The organism is Achromobacter pestifer (genome assembly GCF_013267355.1).
In the GTDB taxonomy this organism is placed as follows: domain Bacteria; phylum Pseudomonadota; class Gammaproteobacteria; order Burkholderiales; family Burkholderiaceae_B; genus Achromobacter; species Achromobacter pestifer_A.
Map to the genome: position 1 here is coordinate 6,492,508 of NZ_CP053985.1, position 20,862 is coordinate 6,513,369.

20 protein-coding genes are annotated in these 20,862 nt (G+C 68.4%); 10 read left to right on the forward strand and 10 right to left on the reverse strand.

What is annotated here, in order from left to right; translation table 11 throughout:
* Positions 1 to 34 precede the first annotated feature (34 nt).
* Positions 35 to 1,408, forward strand: a complete 1,374-nt coding sequence (locus FOC84_RS30565; protein ID WP_173148953.1) for a 3-deoxy-D-arabino-heptulosonate 7-phosphate synthase — start codon at positions 35 to 37, stop codon at positions 1,406 to 1,408.
* 25 nt (positions 1,409 to 1,433) lie between these two features.
* On the opposite strand, the gene FOC84_RS30570 is transcribed toward FOC84_RS30565, so the two are convergent.
* The 10 genes from FOC84_RS30570 to FOC84_RS30615 form a co-directional block, all read right to left on the reverse strand.
* On the reverse strand, positions 1,434 to 3,638 hold the full coding sequence (locus tag FOC84_RS30570) for a rhodanese-like domain-containing protein (RefSeq protein WP_173148955.1): 2,205 nt from the start codon (positions 3,636 to 3,638) through the stop codon (positions 1,434 to 1,436).
* 118 nt (positions 3,639 to 3,756) lie between these two features.
* The gene (locus FOC84_RS30575) at positions 3,757 to 4,686 is read right to left on the reverse strand and encodes a CysB family HTH-type transcriptional regulator (protein WP_173148957.1); all 930 of its coding nucleotides are present in this window, start codon (positions 4,684 to 4,686) and stop codon (positions 3,757 to 3,759) included.
* An 8-nt stretch (positions 4,687 to 4,694) separates the two neighbouring features.
* Positions 4,695 to 5,045, reverse strand: a complete 351-nt coding sequence (locus FOC84_RS30580; RefSeq protein ID WP_173148959.1) for a VOC family protein — start codon at positions 5,043 to 5,045, stop codon at positions 4,695 to 4,697.
* Between the two features lie 122 nt (positions 5,046 to 5,167).
* A complete protein-coding gene (gene metC, locus FOC84_RS30585; protein WP_173148961.1) occupies positions 5,168 to 6,382 on the reverse strand; it encodes a cystathionine beta-lyase in 1,215 nt (404 codons plus the stop codon).
* A 62-nt stretch (positions 6,383 to 6,444) separates the two neighbouring features.
* The gene (locus FOC84_RS30590) at positions 6,445 to 7,311 is read right to left on the reverse strand and encodes an amino acid ABC transporter ATP-binding protein (RefSeq protein WP_173148963.1); all 867 of its coding nucleotides are present in this window, start codon (positions 7,309 to 7,311) and stop codon (positions 6,445 to 6,447) included.
* On the reverse strand, positions 7,298 to 8,107 hold the full coding sequence (locus tag FOC84_RS30595; protein WP_173148965.1) for an amino acid ABC transporter permease: 810 nt from the start codon (positions 8,105 to 8,107) through the stop codon (positions 7,298 to 7,300). Before FOC84_RS30595 ends, FOC84_RS30590 begins: the two co-directional genes overlap by 14 nt.
* Entirely contained in the window at positions 8,097 to 8,834 is a 738-nt protein-coding gene (locus FOC84_RS30600; protein ID WP_173148967.1) for an amino acid ABC transporter permease, read from the reverse strand. Before FOC84_RS30600 ends, FOC84_RS30595 begins: the two co-directional genes overlap by 11 nt.
* 13 nt (positions 8,835 to 8,847) lie before the next feature.
* Positions 8,848 to 9,684: a transporter substrate-binding domain-containing protein gene (locus FOC84_RS30605; RefSeq protein ID WP_173148969.1), complete on the reverse strand. Its 837-nt coding sequence runs from the start codon at positions 9,682 to 9,684 to the stop codon at positions 8,848 to 8,850.
* Between the two features lie 117 nt (positions 9,685 to 9,801).
* The gene (locus FOC84_RS30610) at positions 9,802 to 10,494 is read right to left on the reverse strand and encodes a hypothetical protein (protein ID WP_173148970.1); all 693 of its coding nucleotides are present in this window, start codon (positions 10,492 to 10,494) and stop codon (positions 9,802 to 9,804) included.
* Positions 10,491 to 11,354, reverse strand: coding sequence for a hypothetical protein (locus FOC84_RS30615; RefSeq protein ID WP_254241827.1), 864 nt, complete (start codon positions 11,352 to 11,354; stop codon positions 10,491 to 10,493). The genes FOC84_RS30610 and FOC84_RS30615 overlap by 4 nt, the downstream gene beginning before the upstream one ends.
* A gap of 157 nt (positions 11,355 to 11,511) precedes the next feature.
* On the opposite strand from FOC84_RS30615, the gene FOC84_RS30620 reads away from it, so the two are divergent.
* From FOC84_RS30620 to FOC84_RS30660, 9 genes are read left to right on the forward strand one after another with little or no spacing between them, the layout of a single operon-like run.
* Complete coding sequence (locus FOC84_RS30620; protein WP_173148972.1) at positions 11,512 to 12,381, forward strand: VOC family protein; 870 nt, start codon at positions 11,512 to 11,514, stop codon at positions 12,379 to 12,381.
* Complete coding sequence (locus FOC84_RS30625) at positions 12,381 to 13,490, forward strand: DUF2817 domain-containing protein (RefSeq protein WP_173150524.1); 1,110 nt, start codon at positions 12,381 to 12,383, stop codon at positions 13,488 to 13,490. Before FOC84_RS30620 ends, FOC84_RS30625 begins: the two co-directional genes overlap by 1 nt.
* A gap of 31 nt (positions 13,491 to 13,521) precedes the next feature.
* Positions 13,522 to 14,535, forward strand: coding sequence for a quinone oxidoreductase family protein (locus tag FOC84_RS30630; RefSeq protein WP_173148974.1), 1,014 nt, complete (start codon positions 13,522 to 13,524; stop codon positions 14,533 to 14,535).
* The gene (locus FOC84_RS30635) at positions 14,532 to 14,981 is read left to right on the forward strand and encodes a PaaI family thioesterase (protein WP_173148976.1); all 450 of its coding nucleotides are present in this window, start codon (positions 14,532 to 14,534) and stop codon (positions 14,979 to 14,981) included. Before FOC84_RS30630 ends, FOC84_RS30635 begins: the two co-directional genes overlap by 4 nt.
* Before the next feature lie 28 nt (positions 14,982 to 15,009).
* Positions 15,010 to 16,653, forward strand: coding sequence for an ABC transporter substrate-binding protein (locus tag FOC84_RS30640; protein ID WP_173148978.1), 1,644 nt, complete (start codon positions 15,010 to 15,012; stop codon positions 16,651 to 16,653).
* A 9-nt stretch (positions 16,654 to 16,662) separates the two neighbouring features.
* Complete coding sequence (locus tag FOC84_RS30645; protein ID WP_173148980.1) at positions 16,663 to 17,634, forward strand: ABC transporter permease; 972 nt, start codon at positions 16,663 to 16,665, stop codon at positions 17,632 to 17,634.
* Position 17,635: 1 nt separating this feature from the next.
* Positions 17,636 to 18,517 (forward strand): ABC transporter permease, encoded by an 882-nt coding sequence (locus tag FOC84_RS30650; protein ID WP_173148982.1) that lies wholly within the window; start codon positions 17,636 to 17,638, stop codon positions 18,515 to 18,517.
* 24 nt (positions 18,518 to 18,541) lie between these two features.
* Entirely contained in the window at positions 18,542 to 20,086 is a 1,545-nt protein-coding gene (locus FOC84_RS30655; RefSeq protein WP_173148983.1) for a class I adenylate-forming enzyme family protein, read from the forward strand.
* Entirely contained in the window at positions 20,083 to 20,862 is a 780-nt protein-coding gene (locus FOC84_RS30660) for an SDR family oxidoreductase (RefSeq protein WP_173148986.1), read from the forward strand. Before FOC84_RS30655 ends, FOC84_RS30660 begins: the two co-directional genes overlap by 4 nt.

Genomic DNA, 20,862 nt, shown 5'->3' on the forward strand with positions numbered 1-20,862 from the left:
CGCGCCGGCGGCATCGCGGTAGGCTTGGGGCGCCATGCCCCAGCCGCCCTCTATCTCCCTGCTCGACGCCATCCTGCGCCGCACCGCCCGGCGCTATCGCGTGCCGGCCATGTCACGCATACCCGCCGAGGGCGCCTCGCCCGCGACCGCGCTGGCCATCGCCATCGAACAGGCGCGCCAGTCGCTCGCAACCAACGCCACGCCGCCGCCAGCGATCAAGCAGGCCTTTCTCGACGCCCTGTCGCGCCTGATCCGCGACGCCATGCGCGAGTCCGACGGCGATCCCGTGTTCCAGGCCATGCTGCTGCGGCACCGCCTGCCGCTCGTGCGCGAGTATGCCTCCCTGGCCGCGCGCGCTGCCCAGGACCGCCGCGAGATCATCGCCGCCGCCAACGCCATCGCCCATCCCGCCAAGGTCGAACGCATGCCGGCAGGTCCGGCGCGCGACGCCATGGCCGCCTTGCAAGCGGCGGCGGCGTCGGAGTCATGGGCGGCGCTGCCCGCAGCCGCGCATCGTCTTCTGAGTCTGCCCGCCGACGCACAGCCGGCTGCCCTCGCCCTCGACCGGCTGCTTGCCAGTCCTGCGCTGGAGCATCTGCAACGGCTGGACGTCCTGGCCTGCGACAGTGAGGTGCGCCGCTACCGCGCCTTGTGGGAACGGCAAGGCCCGCGACCGGGCAGCGCCACCGCCCTCGCCGAGGGCAACGCATCGCGGCTGCGCGGCGACGCCGTCGAGGCGCAGGCCCTGCATGCGCTCCAAGCCCTGGCCAGCCGTCTCAATGACGCGGATGGCGGCAAGGCCTACCAGGCCGTGTCCTCCATGCGCGTGCCGTCATCGATGCCCGCCAACGCCGAACGCGCCAAGACCGAATGGGATGCCGCGCTGCTGCGCCGCGCCCACTCCGATGGCGCGCCGCCGGCCTGGGATCCGTGCCTGCTGCTCGAAGCCAAGGCCTCGGCCGACGCGGCCGCCACCGACTTCCCGCGCCTGTTGCGCGGGCTGCGCCTCCTGGCGCAGGCCGATCCTCGGACCGACTACGCCTTCAGCACGCGCCAGGGCCTGTTCCCCCTGCGCGGCGCAGCCCTGTGCACGCTGCCTGCCGAAGGCCCGCAGCTCGACAGCACCGTGCTGTATTGCTGTGACGGTCCGGCCGACGCGATCCCGCGCCTGCTCAGCGCCGCCAGCCGCATGCAGCTGCTGTCGGCGCCGTCCAGCCTGGAATATGCGGGCCGCCTGGCGCAGGGCCCGGACGCGGCCCCGGAAACCTTGGAGCCAGTCTGGCAGCAGCTGCTGCAATCGGAACAATGGAGCGGCGTGCTGCAGCAGTACCCGACGCTATGCCAGGCGCGCGAACTGATGGCGCACCCGGATGACCTGATGGCCGCGATCGAAAGCGCCGCGGCCTGAGGCCTGCGCGCGCTGGCCGATCAGGTCATTCCCGCTCGATCAGCCGGAAATCCCGGCTGCCTTCGCGCTCCAGCTGCGCCACCAGACCCAGCTCCCAATCCAGATAGTCCCGGAAGCCCTGATCCCGCGCAGCCAGATCGTCGAACAGATAAGGACTGATGCTCTGGTCATCGTCTCCGGTCAGCACGCCTTGCGCGCCACGGGCCAGTTCCAGGCCCTGTTCCTTCCAGGCGCGCGTGCCGCCCAGCAGGTAGTGCACCGGCCGCTGAATGCGCCACGCCAGCTCGGCCGCCACGATGCTTGCCAGCACGCCATCGGCGGAGGTCAGCACGATGGTCCGGTCGCGGTCCTCGGGCAGGAACTCGGCCAGACGATCGGGCGCGCTGTAGCGGGAGCGCGGCACGTGACCGCGCTCGTATGCAAGCCTTGAATCCACGTCGAACAGCACGGCCTCGCCGCGGTCCAGCGCGATCCGCAACGCATCCGGCCGCAGCCCGGGCGCATCGGGACGGTGCCGCAGCACGCGCCGCGGCTCAGGCCCGCTCTGCAACGCGGCCGATGCCGCGGGTTGGTACAGATAGACCTCCACCGCGCCCAGCTGGGCCAGCCAGGCGCCGGTGGTCAAGGCGCGCACGCCGTCCCAATCCGCCAGCACCACGCGGGCGCGGCGCGTGGCCAGGTACTCGTCCGTGGCCTGCACCAGTTGGCCGCCGGGCGCCCAGCGCCAGCCCTCCAGATGGCCAGCCTCGTATTCCTCACGGGTGCGCACGTCGAACTTGTAGAGCGTGCGCACGCCCTGTTCCGCCTCGAATGCCTGCAAGGTGGCGGTATCGATGTGCGCGATGCCTGCGCGGCGCGCGACCTCGGCCGCCTGCTGGCGAGCCGCGGCCAGCGCCTGGCCGTCCGGCTCGGGCAGCGCGGCATGCCGGCCATAGGCCAGTTCGCGGCCCGACAGCAGCCACTCCATGGTGCCGTTGCGCAGCGACGCCACGCGATTGGGTATGCCGGCGTCGATCAGCGTCTGCGCGCCGACGATGCTGCGCGTGCGCCCCGCACAGTTCACCACCACAAAGGTCCCTGGATCCGGCGCCAGCTCGCGGATGCGATAGACCAGTTCCGCCCCGGGCAGGCTGTGCGCGAAGGGCAGCGTGAAGTTATGGAATTCCTCGGGCGTGCGGCTGTCCACCACCACGATGTCGTCGCCGCGCGCCACGCGCGCATCGAGTTCGTCCACGTCTATCCACGGCGTGCGCTTCTCGTGTTCGATGACTTCGCCGAAGGCCTTGCTGGGCACATTGGTGCCGGAGAACAGCTCCCGCCCTTCCCGCTCCCACGCGTCCGTTCCGCCCGCCAGCACCGAAATATTGGTCCAGCCCAGGCGCGCCAGCTTGGCCGCGGCCTGGTGCGCCAGCGTCTCATCGTCATCGACCAGCACGATGCGCGCACCGCGGCGCGGCGCCAGCCTGTCGATCAGCAGCTCCAGGCGCCACAAGGGCGCGGGCGCGGCATGCAGCAGATGGCGGCGCGCATGACGGCCGGCCTCGCGTACGTCCAGCAAGGCGATCTCGCCCCCGCCGCGCAGTTCGTCCTGCAGGGCGGAGGCGGAGATGCGCGCATGGTAGATCGCGGCAGGCGGCGAGAATGTGCGGTAGGTACCGCCCGCGGTGCTCTCGAACACCACGCGGCCATGCAGGCGGTCCAGCGCCAGCCCATAGAAATGCAGATGCGCGCCGGGCTCGTCGTCCACCAGTTCGATGGTGTGCACGTCCGCCGGTCCCAGCACGATGGAGCTGCCCGGCTGCACCTCCACGCGCTTGACGTGGGTCAGCACGTCGCGCAGGGGATCGGCGCTGCGTTCGCGCGCATAGACCTCGTTGCGCTCATTGCCTTGCACGCCGGCGATGATGGCCCAGGTGGTGTGGTCATGCGGCGGCTGGGCCTTGCCCGGCGCTCCCAGCGACAGGTACAAGGCGTGGCCGCCGTCCAGGTCCTCGGCCAGCCGGTAGATGGCGGTCGGCCGGCCCGGGACCACCGCGAACGCTTCCGCCGGAAACAGCTCGCGGCGCCGTCCCAGCGCTTCCAGCAGGGTTGCCACTTCGGCCAATTGTCCGGGCGTGGCGCTGGCTGCGTCGGGCGCCAGCCGCCGCGCCTGGGCAATGAATTCGCGCACCGCCTCTGCGCGTTGGTCGTGGATGTTCTCGGCCGCTGACGTCGGTACAGATGTGCTCATGGGATGACCCTGGATTCCGTGTCGAAGAAAAGGTCAGCCTACGTGCGCTGCGCCGCGACGGGAACGAAGCGATGCAACTAACGATATGCGCAGGACGACGGCCAGTCCGCCGCCTGGCTCAGCCTTCGCCCTTGAGCTCGCGTTCGACGATCTCGCGCGTCAAGGTCGGCACAAACATCTCGACGAAATGGAAGGCGTAGCCGCGCAGCCATGCGCCGCGCCGTATCGCCAGCCGCGTCAGGTTGATCTCGAACAGATGGCGGGCGTCGATGGCGCACAGGCGCGTGTCGCGTTCGGCATCCCAGGCCACCGAGGCCACGATGCCCAGGCCCAGCCCTAGCTCCACATAGGTCTTGATCACGTCCGCGTCCATCGCCGTCATGACGATGTCGGGCGTGATGCCGGCCCGCGCGAACGCCTCGTCGATATGCGCCCGGCCCGTGTAGCCGCGCCCATAGGTGATGATGGGATGGCGCGACAGCTGCGACAGCGTCACGCCATCCTGCTGCCGTTCCAGCGGATGGCCGCGAGGCACGATGATGCTGTGGCTCCAGCGGTAGCACGGCAGGTTGACTAGCCCTGGATAGTCGGCCACCGCTTCCGTCGCCACGCCGATGTCGGCCTCGCCTTCCAGCAGCATCTCCGATACCTGCTTGGGCGAACCCTGATGCAGGTGCAGCACCACGTCAGGATAGCGCTCGCGGAATTCCTTGATGACAGGCGGCAAGGCGTAGCGCGCCTGCGAATGGGTCGCCGCGATGGAGAGCACCCCGGTCCGGCTGTCCGCGTATTCCGCGCCCGCGTGACGGATATTGTCGGCGCATTGCAGGATCTGCTCGACCAGCGGCAGGATCAGTTCACCGGGCGGGGTCAGTCCAATGAGCCGCTTGCCCGAGCGCACGAAGATGTCGACGCCCACCTCTTCCTCGAGCTCGCGGATCTGCCGGCTGACGCCGGGCTGGGACGTATGCAGGCTCTCGGACACGTCGGTCAGGTTGAAGTCCTGGCGCACGGCCTCGCGCACGGAGCGCAATTGCTGAAAGTTCATCGCGCGCCTCAGCCCAGGAAAGCCAGCTGATTGCCGGAGGGGTCTTTCACATACATCACGCGCGCCTCGGCGTCGGGCAAGGAGCAGACCGGATGGTGTCCTGCCAGGCGCAGACGCGCCAGGATCTCGTCGTAGGCGCCGGTTCTGAGGGCGAGGTAATCGGGCTTCACTTCCCGGCTGACTTCCTCCACGGGAGACAGCGACAAGGTCGCCTCGCCCAGCGCGAACAGCAAGCGCTGGCCGCCGGCGCCGGCCATTTCGTCCAGGCCGATGATGTTGCTATAGAACTCGCGTACCGTTTCCTGCCGTTGCGCAAGAAAAGGAAGCTGTACCGATCCGATGGAAAGAATAGTAGACATGCCCTGCCGCCAATCATGGAACAGGGCAAATTCTAGTGGTCGCGGGTACTGACGGACAAAGAGGTATACGTTGCTTCTACATAGCCCGAAACCCTAAAGAAAATCACTCATTTGCATATGCATCAAGCGCTGCGCCGCAGGGCCTGGCGCGTGGCCTCGAACGCGCGGCCCAGGTCGGCCACCAGATCCAGTGGGCTCTCCAGCCCGATGTGCAGGCGCACCACCGATTGGGTTTGCCGGCCCTCCCGCCAATGGCTGTGCTCGGCCAGGCGCTCGGGCGCGGCCTCCAGCGCCAGGCTTTCGTAGCCGCCCCAGGACGCGCCGATCGAAAAATAGCGCAAGACATCGATGAAGCGCGCAGCGGCCGCGGCATCGGGATGCCGGAACGCGAACGACACCAGGCCGCTGGCGCCGCTGAAATCCCGCCTCCACAGGGCATGGCCCGGATCCTGTTCCAGCGCGGGGTAATAGACTCTGGCGACGTCCTCGTGCCGCGCCAGGTACTCGGCCACGGCCAGCGCGTTTTCATGGTGGCGCGCCAGCCGCACATCCAGCGTGCGCAGGCCGCGCAAGGTCAGGTAGGCGTCGTCCGCGCCCACCGACAGGCCCAGGGCGTCGTGGGTCGCGCCCAGTCGCCTGGCCAACTCGGGACTGTCCACGGTGACCACGCCCATCATCACGTCGGAATGCCCTGCCAGATACTTGGTCGCCGCCTGGATGGAAATGTGCGCCCCCAGCGCCAGCGGCTGATAGTACAGGCCGCCGCTCCACGTATTGTCCGCCGCCACCAGCACGCCATGCCGCCGCGCCACCGCGGCAAGCGCCGGCAGGTCTTGCACTTCGTACAGCAGCGAGCTGGGCGATTCCAGGTACAGCAGGCGCGTGTTCGGGCGGATCAGCGGCTCCAGGTCGTCGCGCGCGGCGGAAAAATACTCCACCTCGATCCCATAGCGCTGCAACAGCGCGCGGTCCACCTTGCGCACCGGCGAATAGACGCTGTCGGCCACCAAGGCGTGCTCGCCCGGTGCCAGGGTCGCCAGCAGCACCAGCACGATGGCCGACAGCCCAGAAGGCGCCAACAGGGTGCGATGGCCGCCTTCCAGCAACGCCACCGCCTCTTCCAGCGCCTGATGGGTGTCCAGACCATGGCGCCCGTAGGTCGCCACGCGTTCGCCGGCCGCGCGCTGCCGGCCCAGGGCCGCCTGTGCGGCGGTATCGGCAAAGCGCACAGTGCTAGTGCGCACCACCGGCACATTCACCGGCCCGGCACCCTGCTTGAGGTCGGGCGCGCCGGCATGCACCAGCCGGGTCTGGATGCGGGCACTGGCCAGGCTCATGCTCGCACCTCGGTACGAATCTGGATCAGCGATACGAAAGTCATGCACACCTCCATCAGGGTTCATACCGCCAGGCGCAGCGGATCGAAATTCAAATAGGTCTGTATGGGATCGGGGTTCTTCCCCCGCAGAGGAACCGCGCCGGTCCCGCGTTGCAGGAAGGCGCGCGTGCGCTCGCTGGCCGGCGCTCCGAACAAGCGCGCCGGCGGCCCAGACTCGACAATGCGGCCGGCCTCGGTGAAATACACGATGTCGCTGACCTCTTCGGCAAAGCGCATCTCGTGGGTCACCAGCACGCAGGTCAGGCCGTCCTCCACCAGTTCGCGGATCACGCTCAGCACTTCTCCGACCATCTCGGGATCCAGCGCGGAAGTCACTTCATCGAACAGGATCAGCTCGGGCTGCAACGCCAGCGCGCGCGCGATCGCCACGCGCTGCTGCTGGCCGCCGGACAGCTCGCCGGGATAGGCGTCCTGCTTGTGCTCCATCCGCACCTGAGCCAGCAGCTCACGCGCCCGCGCCTCGGCCTGCGCCCGCGGCACGCCGCCCACCTTGACGGGGGAGATTGTCAGGTTCTCCAGCACGCTCAGGTGCGGGAACAGGTTGTACTGCTGGAACACGAAACCCACGCGCTTGCGCAGGCTGATCAGCTCGGCTTCCGTCTTCAAGGCGTCGACGCGCACGCCGCCGACCTCGATGCGGCCGCGCTGCGGGCGCAGCAGTCCCGTAATGCAGCGCAGGATGGTGGACTTGCCCGACCCGGAGGGTCCGATGATGGACACCGCCTGCCCCTGCTGGATCTCGACGTCTATGCCCTTGAGCACCTCCGTCTGGCCGAAGGCCAGATGCACGTCCCGCAGGCTGACCAGCGGCGGCGCAGCCGCGCCGAGGGAGGCCGCTGCGCGCGCCTCGAACTCAATGATGCTCATGGCGTTTTTCCAGATACCGCGTCCAGCGCGCGATGGGGTAGCAATAGGCGAAGAAAAGCGCCAATTGCGTGAAGTAGACCAATATGGTGAAGTCGCTGCGCGACACCGTATTGCTGGCCACCGTGGCCGCGTCGACCAGATCGTGCACGCCCACCAGCGAAGCCAGCGAGGTGCTCATGGTGATGCTGGCGTACAGGTTCATCCATGACGGCAGCATCCGCCGCAGGCACTGCGGCAAGACGATCATGCGGAAAATCTGCGTGCGCCGGAATGCCAGCGACTGCGCGGCCTCCCATTGCGCGCTGGGGATGGACTGGATCGCACCCCGGAAGATCTCGGCCACGTTGGCGCTGGCAGGCAGGCCCAGGCCGATGACCACCTTGATCCACTCCGGAAACGGCAGGCTCCATCCGCCCAGCCGCAACTCAAAAGGAAATACGTAGGTGGTGAAGTACACCAGCACCAGGATGGGCGCATTGCGGAACAGCAACACGTAGGCGCGCGTCAGGCGGCGCAACGGCAGCGACGGCGATAGCGACAGCGCGCCCACCACCAGCCCGGCCAGCGTGCCCAGCGCCATGGCCAGCACGCTGATCTGGATGTTCATCGCCAACCCGCGCAGCAAGGCGGGCGACCAATGCCACAAGGCCTGTACCGCGGCGGGCGCGGTGCCGGTAGCCGCCCACGCCAGATTCAGCGCCGCCAGCGCCAACAACACCGCAAGCCAGGGATCGCGCAAGGCCGCCGGCAGCCGTCGGCCCGCGGCCCCTGCGTCCAGGACCAGGTCATTGGCCATAGCCAGGCATCCTCAAACGTTCTTCCAGCCATTTCCCGCCCAGGCCCACCAGCCAGGTCAGCAAGCCGAAGTACAGCAGGATCAACAGCAACAGTTCCAGCACGTTGTCGCGGTATGACCAGATCATGATGGCTTCATAGGTCACGTCGCCCACCGCGATGGCCGAGGCGATGGCGGTCATCTTCACCAGGTCGACCAGGTTGTTGACCAGTGCCGGCAAGGCAAAGCGCAATGCCAGCGGCAGCTGCACCTGGGTCAGGATCTGGCGCCGCGAAAACGCCAGCGAGCGCGCCGCCTCCATCGTCACCGCGGGCACCGCTTCGATACCCGCGCGCAGGGCCTCGGCATGGAACACCCCCTTGTGCAGGGCCACCACGATCACCACCCATGCGAACGGCGCTATCGGACTGCCGCCGCCCAGCTTTTGCGTGATCAGCATGTTCAGCACCAGGAAAGCGCAGTACAGCTGCACCAGCGTGGGCGTGTTGCGCGTGACTTCCACAAAAGCCTGCAACGGCCGGGCCAGCCAGGCACGGCCGCTGGTCAGGCCCGCCGCGATCAGGACGCCGAACAGCAGGCTCGCCGGTATGGTCCACGCGCACAGCTGCAGCGTCACCAGCAGCCCGCGGCCGAACGCGGACAGCTCGCCCGCGTCCAGCACAAAGCCGTAGTTCAGGCCCAGTGGCTTGAAAAAGCCGACCCAGGCTTGCAATGCCGATTCCAACATGTCCCGGCCCGCCTCAGCTTCCCTGCTTGTACTTCGCGTGCAGTTCCTGCAGCAGCGGCTGCGGCGGAGCGATGCCCAGGCGCGTTTCCGTGGCAATCAGCCAGCCTGTGCGGTGCCAGTCCTGCACCACCTTGTCCACGGCGGCGATGGTGTCGGCCTCGCCCTTGCGGGTCCAGACCACCGAGTTGGCCGGCAGCACCTCGGTGGCGATGGGCGCGTGATAGTCCTTCCATTCCGGGTTGCTGCGCAGCAGCGGCTGGATCAAGGTCGAATCGTGCACCGCCGCGACGCACTGGCCGCCGCGCAGCGCCAGCAGCGAATCCGACGAGCTCTTGTAACCCTTGACCACGGCGCCATAGTCGGCCGACAGGGGACGGGCGAAGCTGCTGCCCTGCGACACGCACACCGGTTTGCCGCGCAGGTCCTCCCACTTCGCGATGCCGCTGGTCTTCAGGGTGGCGGCCGTGCCGCCCACACGGAAGAACGGCGTGGGCACGTAGCCCAGGATCTCGGCGCGCTCCGGGTTCAGCTCCATGGACGCGATCAGCAGGTCGACCTTGCCGGAGATCAGGAATTGCGTGCGCGTGGCGGTCTGCACCTGCACCAGTTCCGCCTTCACACCCAGGCCCTTGGCCAGCTCGCGCGCCAGCTCAGGGTTCCAGCCCACCAATTGCTGCGTGGCGGGATCCAGCGAACCGAACACCCCGCCATTGGCCAGCACGCCTATGGTGATGGTGCCGCGTTCCTTGACCTTGTCCAGCGTGGCGTCGGCCTGCGCCGCGCCGGCGGCCAAAGCCAGCGCCAGGGAGATTGCGATGCGGGCGCCGCCCGGAGTCTTGCGAGTTGCCATGTCGTTGTCGATGGATGTGCATTGAACGGACCTCCATGCTGCTTGTCCGCGCAGTCCACGACAAAGAAGACTTTCAGATATGAATATGCGGACGGCCGATAGCGCTTGAAACCGGCGCTACAGGCCGGACACCGTGTCAAAGTCGGAGAAGAACGCGCAATGGCCCGGGTAACCCGGCCGCGCATCGCATGCCTTCAGGCAGCCCGGCTTGCCGCCGGGAAAGCTCGCCGACACCGACATGCCGAAGCCATAGGTGGGCGTCGTCACGTCGAAGCTGCTGTCGCATACGGTCTGGGCGCTGTAGGCGAAGGTCATGCCTTCGCGCCGGCCATTGATGGCGAACGACACCTGGAAGCTGTCCAGGCTGCGCCATCCGGGCCGGGGCAGGACCAGGAAACGATAGTGCCGGGCATCCAGGCGCTGGCCGAAGATCTTCAGGCGGGCCAAGGACGAATCGGTCTTGGGCGACGGATAGGGCAAGGCCAGCAGCGCCCGCGGATCCCCCAGCACGCCCAGCTCGAAACCCAGGCCCTTCCGATAGAAGGGCACGTCGATACTGGGATAGCCCGAATACTCGACCCGCTTCTCGGCGCCGTAGACGTCGGTTTTGGGGGTGTGGTCGGGCGCGCGGGCGAAGGTGACGTCCAGCGTCAGCGCGGCATCCGTGGGTTTCGCGTCTTCGCTGCGCAAGTGCTTCTCAAAGACATCGGCCTGCGTCGCGCACCCCGCCATCAGCGCCGCCAGCAGCGCGGGCGCCGCCAAGCGCGCCGCGCGCCTTGCGGTCAGCTGGAACATGGTGCGCGCCATCATCGAACTTCTCCTGGTTCCTGAGCCAGGACCGGCGATGAATCCAGCCCCTGCCCTCGCAGCTGCCAGCCTTGCCGGGTCTCGTGCCAGCGGAAATTGCGGTTGATCCATTCGGCTTTCAGGTTGTCGTACAGACGGCGCTGGTCGATGCGCTTGCCCTCGTCCAGCGCCTTGCCCGCAGTCGCATAGCTCTCGTCCCATAGCGGTTTGAAGGCCTTGCTCTGCATCGCCCTCGTGAACGGCACGCGCGCATAGACGCCGTCGTCCTGCTTGCTCAGGCGGATCTCGTTGTCCAGCAGCAAGGCGCCGCTACGGTTGTCCGGCGCTACCGACACCAGCCTGACCCCTGACGGCTGGTACTCCTTGGGCAGCAGATGTTCGAACCACAGCACCTGCCCGGTCGACGTCACCAGCGCGCGCGAGCCCGCCGTGAACAGCAACAAGTCCTGTCGCCCGGGCTGCGGCAGGCCCAGGTCGGGATCGCGCATGTCGATGGTGGGGCTCAGCACGCGCGCCAGCGGCGTGTCGTTCTGTACCGCAATCAAAATCGTGCCCACGCCCATGAAATCGTTCGACACGGCCAACAGCACCGGCTGGCCGCCCATCGTCGGGCCCAGCGCCTGCACGCGGATGAACTCGTACGCGTTCAGCGGCCGATACGTCTTGCCGCGGTACTTGATCTGCCGCAGCCTCGAACCTTCATATCCCTCGATCCGGAAATCGCCCATGGCCTCGCTGACCTTGCCCGGCGCGGGCGTCGCGCCCTGCGCCTGCGCGCCGCCGGCAATCAGCAACGCGAGCGTCAGCGCAATGCTGGCGCGCGTTGCGCAGCGGCGTGAGACGGGTGGGCGGGAAGCGGGCACGGCGGTCCTGTATGTCATGACGCATGTGGAAGTGCGCATTCTATCTCCGCCTGCGGTTCGTCATCAGAAAACAGATATCCACATGCGAATTCAATCGTTCTAGCAGGGCCCTGCATCGGACAGACTGCCCTTCACTCAAGCGCAATCAGGAAATTCGATGTCCCTACCCTCAGTCACCGGCCTGGACCACTACATTATCCGGGTGCACGACTTGCAGGCCGCAACCGAGCAATATCAGAAGCTAGGCTTCGCCCTGGCGCCGCAAGGCCGGCACCATCGCGGCACGCGCAACCAGACGCTGATCCTGGACGCCAACTATCTGGAATTGCTGGCCTTTCCGCCGGAGCTGCGCGAGCAGTCGCGCTTCGCGGGATTCGACGACGCCCACCAAGGCCCGGTTTCCGTCGCACTGCAAACCACCGACAGCACCGCAGTGCATGCGGAGCTTGCGTACCTGGGCATAGACGCCGAACCGCCTCAGCGCGGCGGCCGTCCCGTGCACCTGCCCAAAGGCAGCGAGGACGCGGCCTGGAACAATACCCAGTTTCCCGCGGGGCTGTTCGCGGTGCCGGACTTCTTCACCTGCGGCCACCTCACGCGCCATCTGGTCTACCGGCCCGAATGGCAGGATCACGCCAACGGCGCGCGCCGCATCGAGTCCCTGATCGTCGTGCATCCCGAGCCGCGCGCCTTGCGCGCCGCGTATGAACGCGTGCTCGGCCCGATTGCCATCAGCGAACTTCCCGGCCTGGGCCTGCAAGTGCGGCGCGGCAGCCTGCGCATCGACTTCCTTGCACCCGCCGCCTTCGAGCAGCGTTTCCCCCAAGTGCGCGTGCCTGCGGGCCTGCCCGCCAGCAGCCAGGGCGGCTGGTTCGCGGGCTCGGTCATCGGCGTGCGCGATATCGGACAGACCCGCGCGTGGCTCGACGCCAACAAGGTCCCCTACCGCGCCAACGCGCAAGGCGAACTGGCGGTGGCGCCCGAGCATGCCGCGGGCGCGCTGCAAGTCTTCGTGCAGGAGGCATGATGGGCCAGCCCCTGCCCGACTACTGGACCTGCTTTTCCGCCAACTACGCCGCGGCGCGCGGCGCCTTCGTGGCCGCCGCCGCCGCGCACGGCGCGGCGCTCTCGCGCCACGAGCATCCCACCGCGCGGGACCCGCAAGGCCGGCCGCTGACGGTGGACGTGGCGGTACTGGGCCGCCCCGCCGCCGCCCGCACGCATCTGGCCATCAGCGGCACCCACGGTCTCGAAGGCGCGGCGGGCTCGGCGGTGCAGTTGGCCTGGCTGCAGGTGGACGGCGGCCTGCCCTTGCCGGACGACGTCAACGTGGTGCTGGTGCATGCGCTGAATCCCTACGGCTATGCGCACGACACGCGCACCACCGAAAACAACGTCGACCTGAACCGCAATTTCATCGACCACACCCGGCCCGCGCCGACCAACCCGCATTACGGCGTTCTGCATCCACACCTGATTCCGCCACATTGGACCGAAGCCACGCTCGACGCCGGCGCCGAGGCGCTGGAGCGCTTCCGCCAGGAACATGGCGCGGACGCGCTCTTCAACGCGACGGCCAGCGGCCAATACACGCATCCGGACGGCCTGGTCTACGGCGGCAGCGGTCCCGAATGGTCCAACCGCACCCTGCGCCGCATCGTCGACGAGCACCTGGGCGCAAGCGAGCGCGTGGCCTTCATCGACTGGCACACCGGCATCGGCGAATACGGCGAACCCTTCTTTCTGTGCTTCAACCCGGATGGCAGCACGGAGCAGGCACAGGCCGCAGCCTGGTGGGGCGCGGGGCGCGTGCTGGGCCAGCGCCCGCACGGCCTGGCCCGCCCCGATTACCAAGGCCTGGTATTCCGTGGTGTGCAGCAGGCGCTGGGCGAGCGGCCGCTGGCCGGCGCGGTGGTCGAATTCGGCACCCGCGGCTTACAGATGCGCCCGGCCCTGCGCCTGGACCAGTGGCTGCGCTTCAAGGCACCGGCCGCGCCCGACACGGTGCGCGATGCGCAACTGCGCGCCGACCTGGTCGACGCCTTCGTTCCCGTTTCCAGCGTCTGGCGCCGCAATGTGGTGGCCCACGGCCTGCAGATCACGCGTCAGGCCATAGCCGGCCTGGCCGCGTGGTGATTCTTTCCCTTATCCACACTTCAAGAAACTCATGAAAGCCATCGTTTTGCGTGAACACGGCGGCAGCGACAAGCTGCGCCTGGAAACCGAATTCCCCGATCCCGTCGCCGGTCCCGATGACGTGGTCATCCGCGTCGGGGCCTCGTCCCTGAACTACCACGACGTGTTCACCCGGCGCGGCATGCCCGGCATCAAGCTGCCCTTTCCCGTCATCATCGGCCTGGACGTGGCCGGCGTGGTGGTGCAGACCGGCGCCAACGTGCGCGACTGGCAGGCGGGCGACCGCGTGCTGGTCGACCCGATAGACCGGGTCGACGGCGGACTGGTGGGCGAGACCATCCACGGCGGCCTGGCCGAGCTGTGCCGCGTGCCGGCGCACCAGTTGCTGCGCCTGCCCGACGAGGTTAGCTTCGACCAGGCGGCGGCCCTGCCCGTGGCCTACGGCACCGCCCTGCGCATGATGAACCGCATCGGCCAGATCCAGCCCGGCGAAAAAGTGCTGATCCTGGGCGCCAGCGGCGGCGTGGGCGTGTGCGCCGTGCAATTGGCCAAGCTGGCCGGCGCCGAGGTCATCGCCTGCGCCGGCAGCCCCGAAAAGGCCGAGACGCTGCGCGCCCTGGGCGCCGACCACATCATCCTGTACACCGAGGAAGACTTCCTCAAGGCAGTCCAGGAGCGTTTCGGCAAGCCGTCGCGCCGCCGCAGCGGCAAGCCCGGAGGCGTGGACGTGGTGGTCAACTTCACGGGCGGCGACACCTGGGTCAAATCGCTGCGCTGCCTGCGCCTGGGCGGCCGCCTGCTGACCTGCGGCGCCACCGCGGGCTTCGATCCCAAGGAAGACCTGCGCTACATCTGGACCTTCGAGCTGCAGATCCGCGGCTCCAACGGCTGGGAACGCGAGGACCTGCATGAGCTGCTGGCGCTGGTGCGCGACGGCCGGCTGCGCGTCCACGTGGACCGCAAGTGGCCGCTGGAACAAGGCGCCCAGGCGCTGGCCTCGCTGGAAGACCGCAAGATCGTCGGCAAAGTGCTGGTGTCGGCATGAGCGCGAACCCGAAGGCGCTGGCGCCCGCCGCCACCCTGGACGCCGCCGCCATCCAGGCCAAGTTCGACGATTCGCCGTTTATCGCCTGGCTCGGCCTGTCGGTGCGCGACGTGAACCATGAACAAGGCGAACTGACCGTGCTGGCCCCCATGCGCCCCGAATTCGAGCGCGGCGCGGCCAGCGGCCAATGGCATGGCGGACCACTGGCCGCCGTGATCGACACGGTGGGCGATTTCGCCGTGGGCATGCTGCTGGGCCGCGGCCTGCCGACCATCAACTTCCGCGTCGACTACCTGCGTCCCGCCGTCAACACCGCGCTGACCGCCGTGGCCCGCGTGCGCCGCAACGGCCGCAGCGTGGGCGTGGCCGACGTGGATCTCTACAACGACCAGGGCGCGCTGGTGGCCATCGGCCGCGCCACCTACGCCACGCTCAGCCAGGGCTGAGCGGACTCTCATCTTCAAGGACACCATCATGACCACTGCGCAGCGCCCCGGACGGCGCGCCTTCCTGACCCGTACCGCCGCGGGCGGCCTGGCCGCCGGCCTGGGCATTGCGCCCCAGGCACTGCTGGCCGCGACTTCCCAGCCCGGCGTCGACGCCGGCCCCGCCCGCAAGGGCGGCACCCTGGTGGCAAGCTGGGGCGGCCTGGAGCCTCAGGCCCTGTTCGTCCCCGGCGGCGGCGGGTCCAGCCCGTTCCAGACCGCGACCAAGATCCTGGAACGCCTGCTCAAGCTGGACGCCGACCTGAAGTTCCAGCCCGCGCTGGCCCTGTCCGTCACGCCGGCCGCGGACTTCCGCAGCTACACCATCAAACTGCGCGAAGGCGTCACCTGGCACGACGGCGCTCCCTTCACCTCGGCCGACGTGGTCTACAACGTGCTGCAGCACTGGAAGCCGGTCTCCGCCGGCATCGCGCTGAAATCGCTGACCGGCGCCACCGCGACCGATCCGCTGACCGTGGTGTTGAACTTCGACGCGCCCGTGCCGGAGTTCTTCCTGAAATCCACCCTGGCCGGCCAGTTCCAGCTGCTGGTGCCCAAGCACCTGTACGACGGCCGCGACATCATCACCAATCCGCTGAACAACACGCCGGTCGGCACCGGCCCCTGGAAGTACGGCAAATGGGTGCGCGGCAGCCACGTCGAATACCTGCGCAACGACAGCTACTGGAATGCCGGCCAGCCCAACCTGGACCGCCTCATCATCCGCTGGTGGGGCGACCCCGCCACGCGCGGCGCCGCGCTGGAGACCGGCGAGCTGGGCCTGGCCTACTCCAATCCCGTGCCGGCGCGCGACATCGACCGCCTGCTCAAGACCGGCAAGGTGGTGGTGGACACGCGCGGCTACCAGAACTCGGCCTGGACCGTGACCGCCGAATTCAACCAGCGCCGCGACATCGTCAACCGCCGCGAGGTGCGCCAGGCCATCCTGCACGCCATCGACCGCCAGTTCATCGTCGACACCATCTACTACGGCCGCGGCAAGCCCGCCATCGCGCCGGTCTTCAGCAGCAACCCGCTGTTCTACACCGAGGACGTGCCGCGCTATCCCTTCGACCCCAAGAAGGCCGCCGCGCTGCTGGACGCCGCCGGCCTGCCGGTGAAGGACGGCAAGCGCTTCACCGTGAACCTGGTGGCCGCCGCCTGGTTCGAGGAAAACGCCAAGCTCGGCCAGTACCTGAAGCAGGCCTTGCAAGACGTGGGCATCGAGGTCAAGCTGGATTCGGTGGACCGCGCCACGGCGCTCAAGCGCATCTATGGCGACTACGACTACGACATCGCCGTCTCCAACTTCACCTCGCCGCTGGAACTGGTGCCCACCGTCACGCAGTTCTACACCACCGACGGCATCGTCAAGGGCGCCGCCTTCCGCAACGCCACCGGCTACTCAAATCCCGAGATGGACGCCCTGGTCGCAAAGCTGACCCAGGAAACCTCCCCGGACGCACGCCGGGCGCTGGCGCACCAGTTCGCCCGCCTGGCCTCCACCGACGTGCCCCACGTGCCACTGGTGGAGATCCAGTCGTTCACGCTAGCCGGCAAGAACGTGCGCAACTTCACCACCGGCGCCAACGTCCAGGGCGAAAGCCTGGCCGACGTCTGGCTGCAGGCCTGAGGCGCGCGCATGCCGATCCGACTGATCTTGCGCCGGCTGGCCCAGGCCGTGCCGCTGCTGCTGGGCGTGGTGGTGCTGAACTTTGCGCTCATCCAATCCGTGCCTGGCACCTTCCTGGACGTGATGACGGCCGAGCAGCAGGTCACCGATCCGGCGCTCATCGAGCGCCTGCGCGTGACCTACGGCATGGACCAGCCTCCCGCGGTGCAGCTGCTGAAGTACGTGGGCTCGGTAGCGCGCGGCGACCTGGGCTATTCCTACCGCCACAACCTGCCGGTGCTGGACGTGATCCTGGCGCACCTGCCGGCCACGCTGCTGCTCATGGGCGCCAGCCTGGCCATCGCGGTGCTGGTGGGCATGGCGGCGGGCATCGTCTCGGCTGTCAAGGTCAACACCTGGTGGGACAGCGCCGTATCGGTGTTCGCGGTGCTGTGCTTTGCCGCGCCCAGTTTCTGGCTGGGCATCATGCTCATCGTTCTTTTCTCGGTGAAGCTGGGCTGGTTTCCGGTCGGCGGCATGGTCACCATCGGCCTGTCCGGTGGCGCCTGGCGCCAGGCGCTGGACGTGCTGCATCACCTGGCGCTGCCGGCGCTGGCCCTGGGGCTGTTCTATTCCGCCGCCTATGCCCGCGTGATGCGCGCCTCGATGCTGGAGGTCAGCCGCATGGACTTCGTGCGCACCGCCTACGCCAAGGGCCTGACGCGCAGCGCCGTGGTCCTGCGCCATGTGTTGCGCAACGCCTTCCTGCCCATCGTCACGCTGCTGGGCCTGCAACTGGGCGCGGTGCTGGGCGGCAGCATCGTGGTCGAAGCGGTGTTCAGCTGGCCCGGCATAGGCGCCGTACTGTTCGACAGCGTCATGAGCCGCAACTATCCCGTCGTCCTGGGCATCCTGGTGCTCAGCTCCTTCGTGGTGATCATCGCCAACATCGCCGTCGACCTGATCTACACGCGGCTGGACCCGCGCATCAAGGCTGCCTGACATGTCCGCATCCCCTACCCTCGCCCTTCCCGCAGCATCCCCCCACCGCCGCGCCTCGTTCGCCGCGCGCTTTGCGCGCAACCGGGGCGCCGTCGCGGGCGCCGCGCTGCTGGTCCTGGTCGCCTTTCTGGCGGTGGGCGCCGGCTGGCTGTATCCCACCGACCCGCTGCGCATCGTCGGCGCCCCCGAGATCTGGCCGTTCGAGTCCTGGCACCATCCGTTGGGCACCGATTCCATGGGCCGCGACATCGCCGCCATGATCGCCCATGGCGCGCGCGCCACCCTGCTGATCGGCCTGGTGGCCGCGGCCACCGCCACGCTGATCGGCGTGAGCGTGGGCGCGGCCGCGGCCTGGGCCGGCGGCTGGGTGGACGAAGGCCTGATGCGCGTGGCCGAACTGTTCCAGATCATTCCCAACGTCGTGTTCGTGCTGACGGTGGTGTCCATCCTGGGACCGCGCATCGAGCACATCACGCTGGCCGTGGGGCTGGTGTCGTGGCCGCCCATTGCGCGCCTGACCCGGGCCGAGTTCCTGTCCTTCAAGGAACGCGAGTTCGTGCAGGCCTGCCGGGCGCTGGGCATGAGTCCGCTGCGCATCGTCGCCGCCGAAATCCTGCCCAACGCCCTGCCGCCCGTCATCGTGATGTCCTCGCTGGTGGTGGCCGGCGCCATCCTCTACGAATCGGTGGTTTCCTTCCTGGGCCTGGGCGACCCCAACATCGCCAGCTGGGGCCGGCTGGTCGGCGAAGGCCGCAGCCTGATCCGCTCCTCCTGGTACATCTGCGCCGTGCCGGGCGTGGCCATCATGCTGGCCGTGCTGTCGTTGAACCTGGTCGGCGACGGCCTGAACGACGCGCTCAATCCCAAGCTGCAAAAGCGCTGAGCCGCATTCTCTTCGGAAAATTCCATGACGCACTCCCTACTCAATCTGGGCCATCTGGCCGACCCGGAACTGTCTTCCGATCTGCCCGCCATCATCGACCTGCGCCAGTCCGACGCGCCGCTGCATTACACCCATGCCCAGGTCCGCCTGCTGGCGGGCGGCGTGGCCGCCTGGCTGTCCGCGCGCGGCCTCGCAGCCGGAAGCCGCATCGCCATCGCCGCGCTGAACCGGGCCGAATACCTGATCGCCTACTTCGGCATCATGCGCGCGGGCTACGTGGCCGTCCCCGTCAACATCAAGCAGTCACAGGAGAACATCGACTACGTGCTGCGCGACGCCGGCATCGCACTCGCGCTGGTGGACGGACCACGCCGCGCCGCCTTCGAGGCCAAGGTGCCGGTGCTGGACTTCGACGACGCCGGTCCGCAGGGCTTTGCCGCGCAGATCGCGCCCACGGACTTCGGCTTCGTCACGCCGCAGGCCGACGATATCGCCCAGATGCTGTATACCTCGGGTTCCACCGGCAAGCCCAAGGGTGTGCCGCTTACGCACCGCGGCCAGCTGTGGGCGCTGGCCGCCACCTCCGGCGCCGTCGTCGCACGCGCCGATACGCAGGAACGCTATCTGCTGGCCCAGCCGCTATTCCACATGAACGGCCTGTTCATGGCCAAGCGCGCCTTCGCCAGCAACAGCCTGCTCGTGATCCAGCCTTCGTTCGACGTCGCCGCCTACGCCGCCGCGCTGGAGCGTTACCGCATCTCCGTCCTGACCGCCGTGCCCACCATGTTCGCGCGGCTGGTCAAGGATCCGGCGCTGCTGCAAGAACGCGACCTGTCGGCGCTGACCCGCGTCATGCTGGGTTCGGCCCCCATGACCGCGGCGCTGCTGGAACGCATCCAGCGCGCCCTGCCGGGCGTGCGCGTGACCCACGGCTACGGCACCACCGAGGCCGGCCCGGCGGTGTTCGGCCCGCACCCCGACGGCCTGCCCACGCCCGCGCTGGCGCTGGGCTACCCGCTCGATCCCACCCAGGTGCGGCTCGCGGACGGCCCCGGCCCGGACCAGGGCGTGCTGCTGATGAAGAACCCTGCCGTGCTCGCCGGCTATCACAACCTGCCCGAAAAGAGCGCCCAGGTGCTCAAGGACGGTTGGTACCACAGCGGCGACGTGCTGCGGCGCGATGCCGACGGCTTCTACTACTTCGTGGGCCGCGCCGACGACATGTTCGTCTGCTCCGGCGAGAACATCTATCCGGTCGAGGTCGAGAAGCTACTGGAATCTCATCCCGACGTGCGCCAAAGTTGCGTCGTGCCGCTGGCCGACGAGGAACGCGGCCATATCCCCGTCGCCTTCGTCGTGCGCCGCGACGGCAGCCAGTTGCATGCCGACGCGCTCAAGCGCCACGCGCTCGAGCACGGCCCGGCCTACCAGCACCCGCGCCGCATCCGCTTCGTGGATGAACTGCCTTGGGCCGGCACCAACAAAGTCGACCGCAATGCGCTGCTGCTTGCCGCGCGCGAACTGGAAGCGCAACATGCGTGGACCCAACCCGAAACGGAAACGGCATGAGCCAGACTGAAACCCCCGACAGCCTCGCCGGCAAGACCGCCCTGGTCACCGGCGCCAGCCGCGGCATCGGCCGCGCCATCGCCCTGGCCCTGGGCCGGCGCGGCGCGCGCGTCGCGGTGCACTACAACAACGCAGGCGATGCCGCCGACGAAGTCGTGCGCCAGATCCAGGCAGCCGGCGGCCAAGCCTGGGCCTTGCAGGCCGACCTGGCACAAGCGGATGCCGCGTCAGCGTTGGCGGGCGAGCTGCGCGCCTCGCTCAAGGAACGCTACGCCGACGACGGCCTGGACATCCTGGTCAACAACGCCGGCGTGGGCCTGCGCGCCCGCCTGCCGGACGTCACGCCGGACGCGTTCGACCGGGTGCTGCAAGTCAACCTGAAGACCCCCTTCTTCCTGATCCAGCAGACCCTGCCCTTCCTGCGCGACCATGGCCGCATCGTCAACGTGTCCTCCATGGGCACCCGCGCCGCCTATCCGGAAATGAGCGTCTACGCGCCCGCCAAGGCCGGGCTGGAAGCGCTGACCCTGCTGCTGGCGAGCGAACTCGGCGCACGCGGCATCACCATCAATGCGGTGCTGCCGGGCGCCACGGCCACCGACCTCAATGCCCGCGCCCGCGATCCGGAGCAGAGCAAGGTCATCGCCAAGACGATTGCATTGGGACGCGTGGGACAGCCTGAGGATATCGCGGACATCGTCGCCTTTCTGGCGTCGCATGAGGGGCGCTGGATTACGGGGCAGAGTATCGATGCGACAGGTGGGCAGCGGCTGTAA